At 64.4% G+C, this 15,206-nt stretch carries 10 protein-coding genes and 2 pseudogenes; 9 read left to right on the top strand and 3 right to left on the bottom strand.

Annotated features, from left to right (window positions below):
• Nucleotides 1-259: 259 nt before the first annotated feature.
• Nucleotides 260-1,054 (bottom strand): DUF4349 domain-containing protein, encoded by a 795-nt coding sequence (locus M1B35_RS31585; RefSeq protein ID WP_268264034.1) that lies wholly within the window; start codon nt 1,052-1,054, stop codon nt 260-262.
• A gap of 190 nt (nt 1,055-1,244) precedes the next feature.
• Between M1B35_RS31585 and M1B35_RS31580 the strand changes: the two genes are divergently transcribed.
• Entirely contained in the window at nt 1,245-1,658 is a 414-nt protein-coding gene (locus tag M1B35_RS31580; RefSeq protein ID WP_123331396.1) for a PaaI family thioesterase, read from the top strand.
• 39 nt (nt 1,659-1,697) lie between these two features.
• Here M1B35_RS31580 and rtcR read toward each other — a convergent pair.
• Nucleotides 1,698-3,295: pseudogene (gene rtcR, locus M1B35_RS31575) on the bottom strand (RNA repair transcriptional activator RtcR).
• A gap of 204 nt (nt 3,296-3,499) precedes the next feature.
• Here rtcR and M1B35_RS31570 point away from each other — a divergent pair.
• The 7 genes and pseudogenes from M1B35_RS31570 to M1B35_RS31540 all read left to right on the top strand — a co-directional run bounded on the left by M1B35_RS31570 (nt 3,500) and on the right by M1B35_RS31540 (nt 12,119).
• Nucleotides 3,500-5,049 (top strand): annotated as a pseudogene (locus M1B35_RS31570) (RNA-binding protein).
• 676 nt (nt 5,050-5,725) lie between these two features.
• Nucleotides 5,726-6,952, top strand: coding sequence for an RtcB family protein (locus M1B35_RS31565; RefSeq protein WP_123331402.1), 1,227 nt, complete (start codon nt 5,726-5,728; stop codon nt 6,950-6,952).
• A gap of 4 nt (nt 6,953-6,956) precedes the next feature.
• Nucleotides 6,957-8,288 carry a HEAT repeat domain-containing protein gene (locus tag M1B35_RS31560; RefSeq protein WP_268264033.1) on the top strand — a complete coding sequence of 444 codons (1,332 nt, stop codon included), beginning with the start codon at nt 6,957-6,959 and terminating at the stop codon, nt 8,286-8,288.
• An 18-nt stretch (nt 8,289-8,306) separates the two neighbouring features.
• Nucleotides 8,307-8,951 carry a hypothetical protein gene (locus M1B35_RS31555; RefSeq protein WP_123331405.1) on the top strand — a complete coding sequence of 215 codons (645 nt, stop codon included), beginning with the start codon at nt 8,307-8,309 and terminating at the stop codon, nt 8,949-8,951.
• Between the two features lie 20 nt (nt 8,952-8,971).
• The gene (locus tag M1B35_RS31550; RefSeq protein WP_123331407.1) at nt 8,972-9,760 is read left to right on the top strand and encodes a nucleotidyltransferase domain-containing protein; all 789 of its coding nucleotides are present in this window, start codon (nt 8,972-8,974) and stop codon (nt 9,758-9,760) included.
• Between the two features lie 8 nt (nt 9,761-9,768).
• A complete protein-coding gene (gene rtcA / locus M1B35_RS31545) occupies nt 9,769-10,803 on the top strand; it encodes an RNA 3'-terminal phosphate cyclase (protein WP_123331409.1) in 1,035 nt (344 codons plus the stop codon).
• A gap of 179 nt (nt 10,804-10,982) precedes the next feature.
• Nucleotides 10,983-12,119 (top strand): M50 family metallopeptidase, encoded by a 1,137-nt coding sequence (locus M1B35_RS31540; protein ID WP_268264032.1) that lies wholly within the window; start codon nt 10,983-10,985, stop codon nt 12,117-12,119.
• 19 nt (nt 12,120-12,138) lie between these two features.
• On the opposite strand, the gene M1B35_RS31535 is transcribed toward M1B35_RS31540, so the two are convergent.
• Complete coding sequence (locus tag M1B35_RS31535; RefSeq protein ID WP_482827998.1) at nt 12,139-13,746, bottom strand: carbohydrate porin; 1,608 nt, start codon at nt 13,744-13,746, stop codon at nt 12,139-12,141.
• A 175-nt stretch (nt 13,747-13,921) separates the two neighbouring features.
• Here M1B35_RS31535 and M1B35_RS31530 point away from each other — a divergent pair, with 175 nt between their 5' ends.
• On the top strand, nt 13,922-15,202 hold the full coding sequence (locus M1B35_RS31530; RefSeq protein WP_268264031.1) for an MFS transporter: 1,281 nt from the start codon (nt 13,922-13,924) through the stop codon (nt 15,200-15,202).
• The last annotated feature ends 4 nt before the right edge of the window (nt 15,203-15,206 follow it).

Genomic DNA, 15,206 nt, shown 5'->3' with positions numbered 1-15,206 from the left:
TCAAACGATCCGAACCACCTTCTGCAACGGCGGAGTGAGTGAAGGTGGCGGCGAAGGTGTTGGCTGCCAGTACCGAGAACGTGAGGCCGAGAATGATGTGGCGTTTCATGAGGGTGTGCTCCGGGGTGTGTGTTGGGTATGGAGCAGAGGTTACGCGAGGGATTTTTTTAGAGAACTTCATTGGGTCGATGGTGACCATCGACGCCGATGATGTTTGGCGCAGCAGGAGCCGTTGAGCGGGCTCCTGCCGGAGGAGGGTTCAAGGGCGGCGGCGGATGAACTTGCGCCACAGCCAGACCCAGAGCATGGCCAGCGGGAAGGCGAGGATCAGGAACGGCAAGGCGTAGCTGCCTTTCTCCAGGGCTTGGGCGGTGCCGTCGGACAAGTTGTCCAGCAGGTTGGCGAAGGCCTGTTTCAGGTTGGACTGGCGTTGTGCGCTGTCGCTGGGCTGGAAGTCCAGGGTCACCCGGTTGGTGTCCAGGCGGCGCTGCTGGCCGGCGGCGGTTTGTGCCAGGGCCAGCAGTTCGTTCTCGATGGTCACCTGCTCGCGGCTGAGCACCACCAGGTCGCTGACACTGATGTCGCGGCGCGCCGCCAGCTCGTCCAGGCGTCGTTGCTGGGCCTTGAGGCGGTCCTGTTGGCGCTGCACATCGGCCACGGCGTCGGCCAGGTCTTCGGCGGTGGTGATGCGTTCACCCAGCTCGGCGCCTTCGGACGCCAGTTTGACCAGGGGCTCCACGCCTTCCGGGGCGATGCGCAGGATGATCCGGGAGCGGTACTGGCCCTGTTCCAGGCGCAGGATGTTGCAGGCGCCGAAGCTGGCCTGTTCGCAGGCTTCGCGGGTCGCCTCTACGCGCGCGGCAATTTGCGCCGAGGGCAGGGACAGGCTCAATTCATGTTCGTAGGCCAGCAAGGCACCGGCCTTGCCCTTGGCGCCTGCCACTTCTGCCGATGACGAGCGCTCGCTGGGTGAGCAGGCGCTCAGGGCTAGGCTGCCGAGCAATACCAAAGCCAAGGCCCCGAATGAAGCGGGGCGGCGGTCCTGAAGGTGCATTGTTTCTCCTTGATGGCGGGGGCAAGTGTCAGGGCGCGCATCTTAACGCCGATTGCCGCGGTAAGGCGGTTTGTGTGGGGCTTATTGCAGTCAATTCCCGGGGCTGATGCAGATGGGCGGCGCGGTGGATCTGGACTACACCTGCGACCACTGCGACGTGCAGTGTCATCAACCCAGTCAGGAGCGCCCCATGAGTGAATCGGATCTTCCCCCCGGCTTCCAATTGTTGCCCCGCAGCAGCCCGCTGCTGACCCTGATCGGCCCGGTGTACTGCCGTGGCAGCGGCCTGGACCTGCACCTTGGCCTGCGCGCCGACGAACGTCATGCCAATGGGCGCGGCACGGTGCACGGCGGCATTCTTGCCACCCTGGCGGACATCGGCATGGGCTACGCCATGGCCTTTTCCAGCGACCCGCCGGTGCCGCTGATCACTGCCAGCATGAGCCTGGATTACCTCGGTGCGGCGCAGGTCGGGGAGTGGATCGAGGTGCGCCTGGAGCATTCCCAGCGCGGGCGGCAGCTGGCGTTTGCCGGCGTGGTGCTGACGGTGGGCGAGCGGGTGGTGGCGCGGGGCAAGGGAGTGTTTGCCGTGCCCCGCGAGTGAAGCCGGCCCCGAGGGCGTGGGCCGGTATCTGCAACGGGGCTAGTCGCTGATCTGTTTCCAGTCCAGGCCGAAGCGCGCCAGGTACTTGCGCAAGCGATCGGCATCATTGGGGGTGGCCTTGCCCTGGCGGGACACGCCAAACAGCGCGCGCCCGGCCGCCGACAGACTCTCGGCCTGGCGACACACCTTGACCACCTCCTTGAGTTGCAGGCGGTCGAACAGGTCCAGCTCCAGGTCCTCGGCCAGCAGGCCTTGCAGCTCGTCCGGTTCCTGGCTCAGCCCCCAGGCGTGGCGCAGGCGCTGGATCTCTTCTTCGGCCTGGGTTTCGTCGATTCGCCCGCTGTCGGCCAGGGTGGCCATGCGCGTGATGGAGGCCGACAGCTCGCGGAAGTTGCCCAGCCAGGCCGCTTCGCTGGAGCTGGCAAAGGCCAGGTAGCGGCGCCGTGCCTCCAGGTTGAAGCGCACCAGGTGCCCCTGTTCCCGGGCATGGCGCTGCAGTTCGAAGTCGATGTTGGGTTCGATGTCTTCGCGGCGCCCGGCCAGCCCGGGCAAGTCGAAGGTCCAGAGGTTGATCCGCGCATACAGGTCCTCACGGAACAGCCCTTCGGCCACCCGGCCCCGCAGGTCGCGGTGGGTACCGGCAATGATCAGGAAGTCGCTGTCCACTTCCTTGTCCGAGCCCAGGGGGAAGAAGCGCTTCTCCTCGATGGCCTTGAGCAGCATGGCCTGCTCGTCCAGCCCCAGTTCGCCGATCTCGTCGAGAAACAGCATGCCGCCGTCCGCCGCCCGGAGCAGGCCGTCCCGGGCATTCTGGGCTCCGGTGAACGCGCCCTTGATATGGCCGAACAGTGCCGACATGGCGCCGTCGCCGCGCAGGGTGGCGCAGTTGACCTCGACAAAACGCCCCTGAACCTGGTGTCGGCTGCGTTTGAGTTCATAAATGCGCCGGGCCAGGAACGACTTGCCGGCACCGGTGGGGCCAATCAGCAGCATCGGCGCCTTGGAGCGCACCGCGACCCGTTCGATCTGCTCGATACAGCGGTTGAAGGCGGCATTGCGGGTGGCGATGCCCGACTTGAGAAAGGCCAGGCCCTCCAGGCGCTGGTGGGCGAAGCGCGAGGCGATGCGGTCGTAGCGCGATAGGTCAAGGTCGATCAGCGCATGGGTGCCGGTGGCGCGTTGTTCTTCGTCGCGGCGCCGGGCCGGGGATGTCTGGATCAGCCGCGCCGGAAGAAAGCGCGCCTCGGTCAGCAAGAACCAGCAGATCTGCGCCACGTGGGTGCCGGTGGTGATGTGCACCAGGTAGTCCTCGCGTTCGGTGTCGAAGGCGTAGGCGCTGGTGAAGTCGTGCAGGGCGCCGTAGACCTCCTCGAAGTCCCAGGGATTGCGCAGGGGCATGGGGTGCAGGCGCACTTCGGTCTCGGGGGAGACCTGGCGAATGTCGTCGCCACCCGCCCGGCCAGGCTGACGTCCCGTGCGTCGACGCCGTGAATCAGCTCCAGCCGATGAATCAGCACGTCCTCCTGTTGGCACAGGCCGACGCTGGGCCGCCAATGGCCCCAACGGTTGGCCCCCTTACCGACACGATCAAGGGTGGAGCCGATAAAACCGATGGCGACCGTGGGCTTGCTCGACATGTTTATACCTAGAGATAAGTAGCGATACGAAAGGATAAATAATTTGGTGTCGGCCTGTCGCTGATTTTTCCTTAATAAAATAAATTAAATAAAAATATTGTTTAAAATCAATAACTTAAAAATTAAATCACGGCCAGAAAACAAACTGGCACGTGCCCTGCAGTCACTCTGGCAACGAAACGGATAACAGAGCGAGACGCCATCATGGCCAACCCCCAGCTGTTCAACACCCAACAGGCAACGGCCGCCGCCAGCAACACGCTGAATGCCTCCAAGGCTCCGGCCTATGCCTACAGCGCCAAGCATCGGCTGGCGCAGTTGGCGGCGACGGGTTGCCTGAGCCAGACCTTTTACACCTCGGCCGACAGCCAGCTCGACAGCGTGCTGCAACTGGTGGCCCAACTGGACAGCCGCTACGTGGCCAAGGCTGCTCGTTACGCTCGGCAGCAGGGCCACATGAAGGACATGCCGGCGTTGATGTTGGCGGCCCTGGCGGCCCAGCGTTCCTCGGTGTTGCCAGAGTTGTTCGAGCACGTGGTGGACAGCGGCAAGATGCTGCGCAACTTCGTGCAGATCCTGCGCAGCGGCGCCACCGGGCGTAAGTCCCTGGGTTCGCAGCCCAAGCGCCTGGTGCAGAACTGGTTGAACAACGCCAGCGAATACCAATTGTTGCAGGCCTCGGTCGGCAACCAACCGTCCCTGGCGGACGTGGTGAAGATGGTTCACCCCAAGCCGGCCGAGGCTGGCGCGAAGCCTTCTTTGCCTGGTTGATCGGCAAGCCGGTGGATGCGCAGGCATTGCCACCGCTGACCCGGGCCTTGCTGGCCTTTCGCAGCGGCGCCAGCAGCGAGTTGCCCCAGGTGCCCTTTATGCTGCTGGCCAACGAGACGCTGAGTGCCGAGCAATGGGCGGCCCAGGCGCGCAACATGGGGTGGCAGGCCTTGCGCATGAACCTCAACACCCTGGCGCGCCACGGCGCGTTCAAGGTGGCGGGTTGCACTGACTATGTGGCGGCGCGCCTGGCGGATGCCGAGGCCGTGGCCAAGGCCCGGGTCTACCCGTACCAGTTGCTGGCGGCCTATCGCATGGCCGGCGCCGAGGTGCCGGGCAAGGTCCGCGAGGCGCTGCAGGATGCCCTGGAGTTGTCATTGGCCAACGTGCCGGCCTTGCCAGGTTCGGTGGTGGTGTGTCCCGACGTGTCGGGCTCGATGCACAGCCCGATCACCGGTTATCGCCAGGGCGCCACCACCGCGGTGCGTTGCATCGATGTGGCGGCCCTGGTGGCGGCAGCGGTGGTGCGCAAGCAGCCAGCGGCGCGGGTGATGCCCTTTGAAATGAGGGTGGTGGACATCCAGCTCAACCCGCGGGACAGCGTGATGAGCAATGCGCAGAAGCTTGCGGCGATTGGCGGCGGCGGAACCCACTGTTCGGCGCCCCTGGCCAAGCTGGCGGATGACAAGGCCAAGGTCGATACGCTGATCCTGGTCTCGGACAACGAGTCGTGGATGGATGCCCGGCGGCATGGGGCGACTGAAACCCTGCGCCAGTGGCAGCGGATCAAGGCCATCAACCCGCAAGCGCGGCTGGTGTGCATCGACCTGCAACCCGGGGCCACGACCCAGGCCATGGACCGCGAGGACATCCTCAACGTCGGCGGCTTCAGCGACGCAGTGTTTGACCTGATCGGCCAGTTCGCCTCCGGGCAGTACGGCACGCAGCACTGGGTCGAGGCGATCGAGGCGTTGGCGCCCTGATCGGCAAACCATGGAGTCAACCGTCCGCCGCAAACACGGCGGACACCGGAGTTTTTTGTTCACAGGCCCTGAATGCCGTCGAGACTACATCCAAAGGCGTCTCGGCCATTCTTGTCAGGGCCGGTGACGGCACGAATGCGGGTGGCTGTACATGATGGTTAAGGCCGGTTCGATTCCGGCCATCAGTCACCGTTGTTGTCGTGCCAACTGATTTGCAGGTTTTTTGCGACGAATGCAGGTGGAACTACATCCCACGTTCGTGATGCGGGTTCGATTCCCGCCGGTGCCTGAAGAGGGCGCCGTAGTTTAAAGGGCAGAACACGAAACTTATGTTTCACCGTTCCCTTGTCGTCGCACGGTTTTGCCCACTTCGGTGGGTCGGCAGCGAATGCCACAGGTACTACATGGTGTCGCGGGTTCGAGCCCCGCCAGCCGCAAGGCTGTAGCTCAGTGGGTAGAGCCTATGTGCCTGTTCCTCTTGTCGCTGCCCGCAGGCCTGGCCTGCACTGATTCATCAGCCTTTACACCGAACATCGCTGTCCCGTAGGCGCTGGCTTGCCAGCGAAGAGGCCCGAGAAATGGCCTTCACCGGCACACCGAACGCCGCCCGGCGGCGCCTACAGGCAAACTATTGAACAGGGCCGGATCACCGGCCACAGGAAGAAGAGACAAACACATGGAAAACAAAACCTATCAACTGCTGGAAGTGGCCAACGGTAAGCCGATCAAGATGTGGACCCAGGGCGTACCTGTGGAAAGCGAGGCCCGTGAGCAGTTGATGAACACCGCGAAGATGCCGTTCATCTTCAAGCACCTGGCAGTGATGCCCGATGTGCACCTGGGGAAAGGTTCCACCATCGGTAGCGTGATCCCCACGGTGGGGGCGATTATCCCGGCCGCAGTGGGGGTGGATATCGGTTGCGGAATGATCGCCGCGCGTACGTCGCTGACCGCATCCGATCTGCCGGATAACCTGCAGGGGCTGCGTAGCGCCATCGAGCAGGCGGTGCCCCACGGGCGAACGTCGCCACGTAGCGGTCGGGATAAAGGCGCCTGGGGTGAAGTGCCGCAGGCCAACGATCAGGTGTGGAAGGCGCTGCATCCGGGGTTCAAGGCCATCACCGATAAGTACCCGCGGCTGGCCAACACCAACAACCGCCAGCACCTGGGAACCCTGGGTGGCGGTAACCACTTCGTCGAGGTGTGCCTGGATGAAGCCAACCGCGTCTGGTTCATGTTGCACAGCGGTTCCCGTGGCGTAGGTAACGCCATCGGTAACCTGTTTATCGAACTGGCCCAGGCCGATATGCGCCAACACATCGCCAACTTGCCGGACCGCGACCTGGCGTACTTCGAAGAAGGTAGCGAGCATTTCGATGATTACGTGCAAGCCGTGGGTTGGGCCCAGGATTTTGCCCGGCAGAACCGCGAACTGATGATGCAAGCGGTGATCCAGGCCACCCGCCAGGTGATCAGCAAGCCATTCGAGGTGGCCCTGGAAGCGGTGAACTGCCACCACAACTACGTGCAGAAAGAGCGGCACTTTGGTGAAGAGGTGCTGGTGACCCGTAAAGGCGCGGTGTCGGCTAAAAAGGGTGAGCTGGGAATTATTCCGGGTTCCATGGGGGCCAAAAGCTTTATCGTGCGCGGCCTGGGTAACGAGGAAGCGTTCAGCTCCTGCAGCCACGGTGCCGGACGAGTCATGAGCCGAACCAAGGCCAAGAAGCTGTTCACCGTGGAAGACCAGATCCGCGCCACGGCCCACGTCGAGTGCCGTAAGGACGAGGCGGTGATCGACGAGATTCCCATGGCCTACAAGGATATCGATCAAGTCATGCACGCCCAGCGTGAGCTGGTGGAAGTGCTGCACACCTTGCGTCAGGTGGTGTGTGTAAAGGGGTAGGAACATGAGTGACAGGGAAGAGTGGCAAAGTTGGCATTACCAGCTCTCGGACTACGAAGCGGCGCAGGTTCGCGACGTGCTGGAGCAACACGACCACCTCAGCGCGTGGTTGATCCTCAGCCGCTTCGGCAATGGTTTTGTCCGCGAGGCGGCGTTGCGGGCCTTGGTCGCCCAGCCGTCGGCCGAGGCCCTGGAGGCGCTGCTGGAACGCCTGAATGACTGGGTGCCGCAAGTCCGGCAACAGGCAGCGGTTGCTGTCGAAGCGTACCTGCTGCCGGCGCGCGCCGAGCTGTTGTTGCAGGCCCTGGCGCCGCTGTTGGCCCTGGCCGACAAGCAGCGAGTGGACCATGGCCAGACCCTGGCTCGGGCCCGCGACGTGTTGCTGGCCCCCGAGGTACGGCCCCAGGTGCTGGCGGCGTTCGTAGGCGCCCGGGGCAAGGTGGCGCGCTGGCTGTTGGCGCTGTTGCTGGAAAGCACCCGTGAGCCTTTGGCGTTGCTGACCTTGGCCCTGGCCCACGATGAGGTGACGGTGCGTCAGCGGGCCGTGGACGCATGCGCCGAGTTGCTGCCGGCCGAGGCACGGCCGTTGCTGGAACAGGCCATGCAGACCTGCGGCGCCAGCGTCCGGGTCAAGGCCTTGCGGTTGCTTTGGCCGTTGCTGGATGACCCGCGACCGGCGTTGCGGGCGGCGCTGCTTGATCGCTCGGCGGCCCTGCGTTGCCTGGCCCGTTGGGCGGCGCCACAGGTCGGCCTGGACAGTCGCGAGGTGTTGCTGAAACGCCTGGCCGAGCCGTTGCCGCGCACCAAGGACGCGTGGCTGGGCCTGGTGGGGCTGGCTCGGGAGCTCAAGGCTGCCGAGGCGGACACCATGTTGCGTGAGGCGCTGGGTTCAGCGTCGCTCCAGGTGCGGGTGCACGCCCTGGAGGCCTTGGGCGAGCGGGGCTTGGTCGAGCAGATCGCGGCCTTGGACGACCCCGCCGACAAGGTCTTCGCCTGTGCCCTGCGGTTATTGCGGCAACAGGCCTGGACCGATTACCGCGACGCTGTGGAGCAGCGCCTGGACCAGCACTGGCACGAGCTGCCCGAGCCACGTCGGCAAGCGTTGTTGAGCTGCAAGCCAGGGTGGCGCCAGTTGCAATACCTGTTGCGCCGCCATGATCAGGCGCCCGCCGAGGCTGCCCATTGGCTGGAGCAACTGAACCGCTGGTGTACCTGGCAGTTCAGCTTGCAGGTGCCCAAGGGGCAAGAGCCGCAACGCGAGGCCTTGTTGCTGCGAGTGCAGCAGATGGAAGAGGCGGGGCAGTTACCGTCTGGATCGGCAAAGCGCCTGCGCTGAGCCTTTGAGGAAAGAGTCATGGAAGTGTTATCGAGCCTGAAGGACCCGCACGCCTCGATGGCCCTGCGCAAGCGCCTCGAAGAGGCCGGCGTGGTCTTCGAATTTGTGGCCTATGAAGTTTCCCCCGGTGTGGCAGTGGATGAAGCCCTGCATCGCCAAGCGGTGAATGCCCTGTTCGAGCAGATGCTGGCCGACCGTCGCGAACGCCATCGCTTGTTTATCCAGGACCCGCATTACGCCGATGTGCCCTTTGGCGCGTACCTGGCCTGGGACCTGGACCGGGCACGCATCAGCCCCCTGAACCTGGAGGACATCCAGGACTTGAGCCGCACCAACCTGCAAGACGGGCCGGCGGCGCTGTTCCGGGCCTTTTGCAACCCGCCCTATGGCACCCGTTTTGCCGCGGGTGACGACGAGGCCAGCGCGCTGTTCAACCAGTGGCTGGCCCACTTGGGGCTTGAGCCCGGGGCGCCGCTGCAGGTGCTGGATTGGGTCAAGGGCTACGAACTGGATTGGCAGGACAGCGCCGAGTCGCCGGCCGACAGCGAGCTGTGGAGTGATTATTTCGACGAAGGGCTGGAGTGGTGGGGTGTGTGGTGCCTGAGCATCTGGAACCCCGCGCGCCGCAGCCTGAGCGTGTTGCTGGCCAGCAGCACGGATTGAACAAGGACTGGGAAATAGCAATGGACGTCAATGAACGCCACCCGCTCAGCGATGCCATGCGCGAGCGGGTGCTGGAGGAACTCGCGCGACTGGAGCGCGAGCGCAATATCACGGTGTTGTATGCCTGTGAATCGGGCAGTCGGGCCTGGGGGTTTGCCTCTACCGACAGTGATTACGATGTGCGTTTTGTCTACGTGGAAAAGCCCGAGTGGTTTGTCCAGGTCGATACCGCGCGGGACGTGATCGAGCGGCCTCTGGACGATGAGTTGGACATCAGCGGCTGGGAATTGCGCAAGACCCTCGGGCTGTTGCGCAACTCCAACCCGACCCTGCTGGAATGGCTGGACTCGCCTCTGGTGTATCGCAGCGAGAGCGCCGCGACCCAGCGCCTGCGGGCCTTGGCCGAGGCCTTCTACAACCCGCAGGCGGTGCGTTACCACTATCTGTCGATGGCCCGGAAAAACTTCCGCGGCTACCTGCAAGGCGAGAGCGTGCGCCTGAAGAAGTACTTCTACGTGCTGCGGCCGCTGCTGGCAGTGCGTTGGATCGATCAAGGGCGGGGCCGTCCGCCGATGACCTTCGCCGATCTACTGAGTACCGTCGACGACCCGCTGTTGCTGGCGGAAGTGGCCGAGCTACTGGTGCTCAAGCGCAATGCCGATGAGGCGGCCTATGGCCCGCGGCGCCCGGCTTTACACGCGTTTATCGCCACCGAACTGGCCCGTGAAGCGCCGCGGTTGGCCCGTAATCGAGAAGACACTGCGTTGTTGGACCATTACCTGAGAGAGACGGTCCGGCACTACGCCTGAGGAATGTGATGAAACAGGATGTCATTGAACTGGACGGCGCCATCGGCGGCGGCCAAGTACTGCGCAGCGCCCTGAGCCTGTCGATGCTCACCGGCAAGCCCCTGCGTATCCACAATATTCGCGCCCGGCGCAGTCGCCCGGGGCTGCTGCGCCAGCACCTGACCGCCGTGCAGGCGGCGACCCAGATTTGTGGCGGTAAAACCCTGGGGGCCGAGCTCGGTTCCCAGGCCTTGAGCTTCGAGCCGGGGCCGATTCGTGGCGGTGACTACCGCTTCGCCATCGGCACTGCGGGCAGTTGCACCCTGGTCTTGCAAACCCTGTTGCCGGCGTTGTTGCAGGCCCCGGAACCCAGTCGGATCAGCATCAGCGGCGGCACCCATAACCCTATGGCGCCGCCGGTGGATTTCCTCGAGCGCGCCTGGTTGCCGCAACTGCGGCGCATGGGCGCCCAGGTAGAACTGCAACTGCTGCGTCACGGGTTTGTCCCGGCGGGCGGCGGCGAGCTGGAGGCGTTTATCCAGCCTTCGACCTTGCAGCCGCTGCAGTTGGAGCAACGGGGTGCGCTGTTGGGCAGCCAGGCCCGGGCGGTGATCGCCGGGGTGGCCGAGCACGTGGCCGAGCGTGAATTGTTGCGGGTCAACCGGCGGCTGGAGTTGCCCTGGGCCCAGTTGCACACCGAGGTGCTCGACGAAGACTACGGCCCGGGCAATGTATTGCTGCTGGAGTTCGCCTGCGAGCAACTGACTGAAGTCTTCAGCGCCTTTGGCCAATCGAACCTGCGGGCCGAGACCGTGGCCGACCGCGCCATCGATCAGGCCTGGGGCTGGCTGCACAGCGCAGCGGCCGTGGCCGAACACCTGGCGGATCAACTGCTGTTGCCCATGGCCCTGGCCGGCGGCGGCAGCTTCACGACTCCGAGCATGAGCGAACACTTGCAGAGCAATATCGCGGTGATCGAACGCTTCCTGCCGGTGCGCATCGACTGCACGGCGCAACCGGCCGGTGTGCTGCGGGTTGAGGTGAAATCCCAGGGCGCTCTGTAGGAGCCGGCTTGCCGGCGATCACGTTCTTGAGCGCCATAGCGTTCTCGCGGCCGCCTTCGCTGGCAAGCCAGCTCCTGCAAAACGCTGTTTGGCGGCGATCCTGGGTTGAATTGGTGGGGTGGAAGCTGGCAGTCTGCGCGCCCGGATAGCTGCCGGGTTGACTCTCAAGGATGTTCGCAATGGATGGCAATACCGGGTTCAAGGCCCTGAACAAACTGATGGCGATTATCCAGAGCCTGGTGTTGCTCAGTGGCTGGATCATTGCGGCGGCGGTGCTGGGGTTGACCATCAGGTCCGAGTTGCAACCCTTCCTGGCGATGTTCCTGGCCTCGATGCTCGGCATCATGGGCCTGGTGGTGCATGAAGGCGGGCATTACCTGGGCGCCCGCTATTGCGGGATGCCGGTGTTGCTGGCGCGGGTCGCCGCCGTGGAGCTTCAGGTATTGCGGCGCGGCTGGCGGCTGCGCTGGTCGCCCCAGCTCAAGCGCAATCGCTTTGGCGGTTATGTGATTGCCGCGAGCAACCCGCAGCGGCCGTTGCGTCGGCAGTGGATGGTGATGGTGGTGCTGGGGCCGCTGCTGAACCTGCTGGTGGGCAGCCTGGCCCTGGGGTTGGGCCTCTACTGGTCGGGCCTGCAAAGCGTGGCAGGCGGTGTGGCCCTGGCCTTCGCGGCCATCAACCTAGTCATGGCCGTGGGTAACTTGATACCGGTCTGGCGGGTCTCGCCCAGCGACGGCTTGCTGCTGTTTTCCTGGTACCTGCATCGCGATGACCAACGGCAGGATATGGCCCAGGCGCGGCTGCTGGCCTTGACCGTGGCCGGTGTGCCCAGCGGGCAATTGCCGGCGGCGGATCTTGAGCGACTGGCCCAGGGCTCCATGACTGAAACCCTGGTTGCCTTCGGCTATCGGCTCAATGCCCGGCAGGATCAGGGCGACTGGCTGGCGGTGCTGGAGATGGAGCAGGAGCTGGACGCACTGCTGCAAGCCCGAGCCGCAGAACTGGCCGGTATGAGCAGCCTGATCGAGTTGCTGCGCGGCGAATTGGCCTTCAGCCGAGCCTATGTGCAGCGCGACGTTACGCCTTTGAAAACCACCTGGATGAGCGACGATGTCGACTGGTACGCGCCCTGGCTGCGGCCGCGTTGCCTGGCCTTGCGCGCCATCCTTGAGGGCGATTGGCAGCAGGCCGAGCAGCATCTGCAACGGGCGTTGCGGGCCGCGGACAATTGCGTGGTGTTGTCCCAAGGCCAGAGTGAAGCCTTGTTGGCCGCGCACCTGCGGAGCCTGTCGGCAGCCCAGCACCCGGGCGCATGAGCTGCGCGGGTCAGCACCCTTAGAACCAGGTCTCCATTTGCACGCCGAACTGCCAGTCGCCGCCGGATTTGAAGCCTTTCTGCCCCAAGTCGTCGCTGGCGCTGAAGTGGTCCAGGTCCCGGGACCAGTTCATGTAGGTGGCGAACAGGCGCAATTCGGGGCGCACAAAAAAGTCTCCGGTCTGCGCCTTGAACGTGGGGGCGAAGGTCAGCTTCCAGAAATCGCCCTGGGCCGCCTGCCGACCGTCGTAGCCCAGCGCTTGTAGGTCCATGGTTTGCCAGCTCAGTTCGTAGAGCATTTCAACGTTGCGGCTCAGCTCATTGGCCAGTCGCAGGTTCAGGGTCAGGTAGCGATAGTCGTCGCCGGGCACATAGCGGTCCTGGCTGTGCTCGGCGATCAGTGCCGGGGCCAGGCGCCAATCCTGATTCAGCCGGGTATGGCCATAGAACGCCAGCCGCAGCGTGCGCGCCTCGCTCAGCAAATCGCCGTCGGCGCCGATGCTGTTGACCTCGGCTCCGAGCCCGCGGCCATAGAGCAGCGCGGTCTTGAAGTAGCCCTCGCGGCCGAAAAAGTCCGGGCGATGGTAGGCGAGCATGCCGTGGGAGCCGCTTTCGGCTGGGCTGAACCCCGCCTTGTTCAGGCGGCTGTCGTGGCCCTGCGCCAGGGGGTTGTCCGGGTCCAGGTCGGCGTCGTTGTTTTGCGCGGTGATGCCGTTGAGCATCAGCTGCCAGCGGCCCTGGTCGAAGAACTGATTGACCGTGGCCACGTAGCTGCGGATGTCCTGCTTGTCCTCGGTGCCGAAGTCGCCGTAGGAACGGCTCATCAACGAGGCATTGAGGCGCCAGTCGTCGTTCAGGTGCAGGTCGTAGATGCCGCCGCCGGTGCCGGCCAGGAACACGATGCCGCGGTCGAGCCAGTGGACGTCGTAGTTATCCCGATCAAAGCGCTTGCCGGCCCACAGCGTGGCGTCGCGCAGCAGCGGGCTGTCGCGAAACGACGCCAGGTGATCCAGCTCGGCATAGGCCTGGCGCACATTCAGCGCGCTTTCGGCGGCCGTCCAGTCGTTGGGCGTTTCCAGGCCGTCGGCGAGCATCAGCGCATAGCGCGAGCCTGTGCCGTTGCTGGCGCGATCCTCTTTGCTGACCTTCGCCTCCATGTAGGTATCGACCTCATTGCCCAAGCGCCCGATGGCACCGCCGACCGAGCCGGCGGGAGTCAGGTAGGGCCCGCCACGGCCAGCCCCTTTGCCGTCGGTCATGATCCCGGAGCGTGCATAGGCGCTGAAGGTCAGGCCAGGGTCGGGCTTGGCAACGGCTGGGGAGGGCGGGTTCGCCGCGTGTTGGGCCAGGGCGTGTTGTCGGGCCTCGACTGAGGCCACCCGTTGTTCCAGCGACGTTGGCGCGGTGCCGGGCCTGGCTTGGGCGATCTGCTGGTTGAGCCGCGCGACTTCCTGGCGCAGGCCGGCGGCTTCGGCTTGCGCCTGGGACGCCCGGGCCTCGGCTTGGGTGGTGCGGCTTTCCAGTCGGGCCAGGCGTTCTTCGAGGCTGGGCGGTGGTGCACCGAACAGCTGTGGCGAAAGCGCCAGCAAGCACAGGCCGGCGAGGGGCCTGGAAGTCGTAAACGTCATGTTCAACCCTTTTGTTTTTGTAGTGGGGGCCAGCAAATACGGGCCTTTCACCCGAAGCGAGCATCAAGTTGCCGTGCACCGTGGTGCTGGGAAATGCTTGACAGCGAGCATTTGGAGGACGCGTAATGGAGTGAGATGTTAACGTTAACTTAGATAAAAACAAGAGAGGCGTCATATGCAGTTGTCAGTCAAACGCGAGTACTGGCTTATCAGCGGGCTGCTGTTCTTTTTCTTCTTCGCCTGGTCTTCCAGCTACTCCCTGTTCTCCATCTGGCTGCACCGCGAGATTGGCCTGAACGGCACGGAAACCGGCTTTGTGTTCGCGGCCAACGCTGTTGCCGCGCTGTTGATCCAACCGTTCTATGGCGCACTCCAGGATCGCCTCGGCCTGTCGAAAAAACTGCTGGTGTGGATCGGCTTGCTGCTTTGCTGCGCGGCGCCGTTCGCGATTCATGTCTACGCCAACTTGCTGGCCCAGAACGTGGTACTGGGGGCGGTGGTTGGCGCGGCATTCCTGGCCTTGGCCATGTTGGCCGGGGTGGGCGTGATCGAGTCCTACACCGAGCGTTTGTCGCGCCATGCGGGCTTCGAATTCGGCATCACGCGGATGTGGGGATCGTTGGGCTGGGCCTCGGCGACCGGGGTGGTCGGCGTGGTGTTCAACATTGACCCGGACATCGCGTTTTACATGAGCAGTGCCGCAGGTGCGGTGTTCCTGCTGATTCTCTCGCGGCTGGACATCCGGTCGTTCGCCAATCACCCCATCCACAGCAGCGGCGCGCCCGCCGCGCCGGTACGCCTGAATGACCTGTGGAAGCTGTTCACCCTGCCGCGCTTCTGGGCCTTCAGCCTGTACCTGACCGGGGTGTGCGGCATCTACATGATCTACGAGCAGCAGTTTCCGGTGTATTTCTCTTCGTTTTTCGCCACGCCGGAGGAGGGTACCCGCGCCTACGGTTACCTGAATTCTTCACAGGTGCTGCTCGAAGCCGCCTGCATGCTGCTCGCGCCCTGGGTGGTCGGGCGCACGGGGGCCAAGTACGGGTTGATCCTGGCGGGCAGCATCATGTTTGTGCGCATCCTCGGCTCCGGGCTGGCCAGCGAAGCCTGGACCATCGGCGCCTGCAAGATGCTGCACGCCCTCGAAGTGCCGATCCTGCTGGTCTCGGTCTTCAAATACATTGCCCTGAATTTCGACTCGCGGCTGTCCGCGTCCATCTACCTGGTGGGCTTCCAGTTCGCCCAGCAATTGACCGCGATGCTGCTGTCGCCCCTGGTGGGATACGGCTACGACCACCTGGGTTTTGCCAGTGTCTACCTGCTGATGGCGGGCCTGGTGTGCGCCAGCCTGCTGCTGTCCTGGACCTTGCTGCGGGCCGACCCGCCGCGCCCGTCGCCCCAGGCCCGCGCCGCGGAGGCGTCGCCTGCCAATGCCCCGTCAGTCACCCCGTTATGAACCT

This window comes from Pseudomonas morbosilactucae, from assembly GCF_023241665.1.
In the GTDB taxonomy this organism is placed as follows: Bacteria; Pseudomonadota; Gammaproteobacteria; order Pseudomonadales; family Pseudomonadaceae; genus Aquipseudomonas; species Aquipseudomonas morbosilactucae.
Note: the sequence above shows the minus strand (reverse complement) of the source record. Positions and strands in the feature narration are given on the sequence as shown.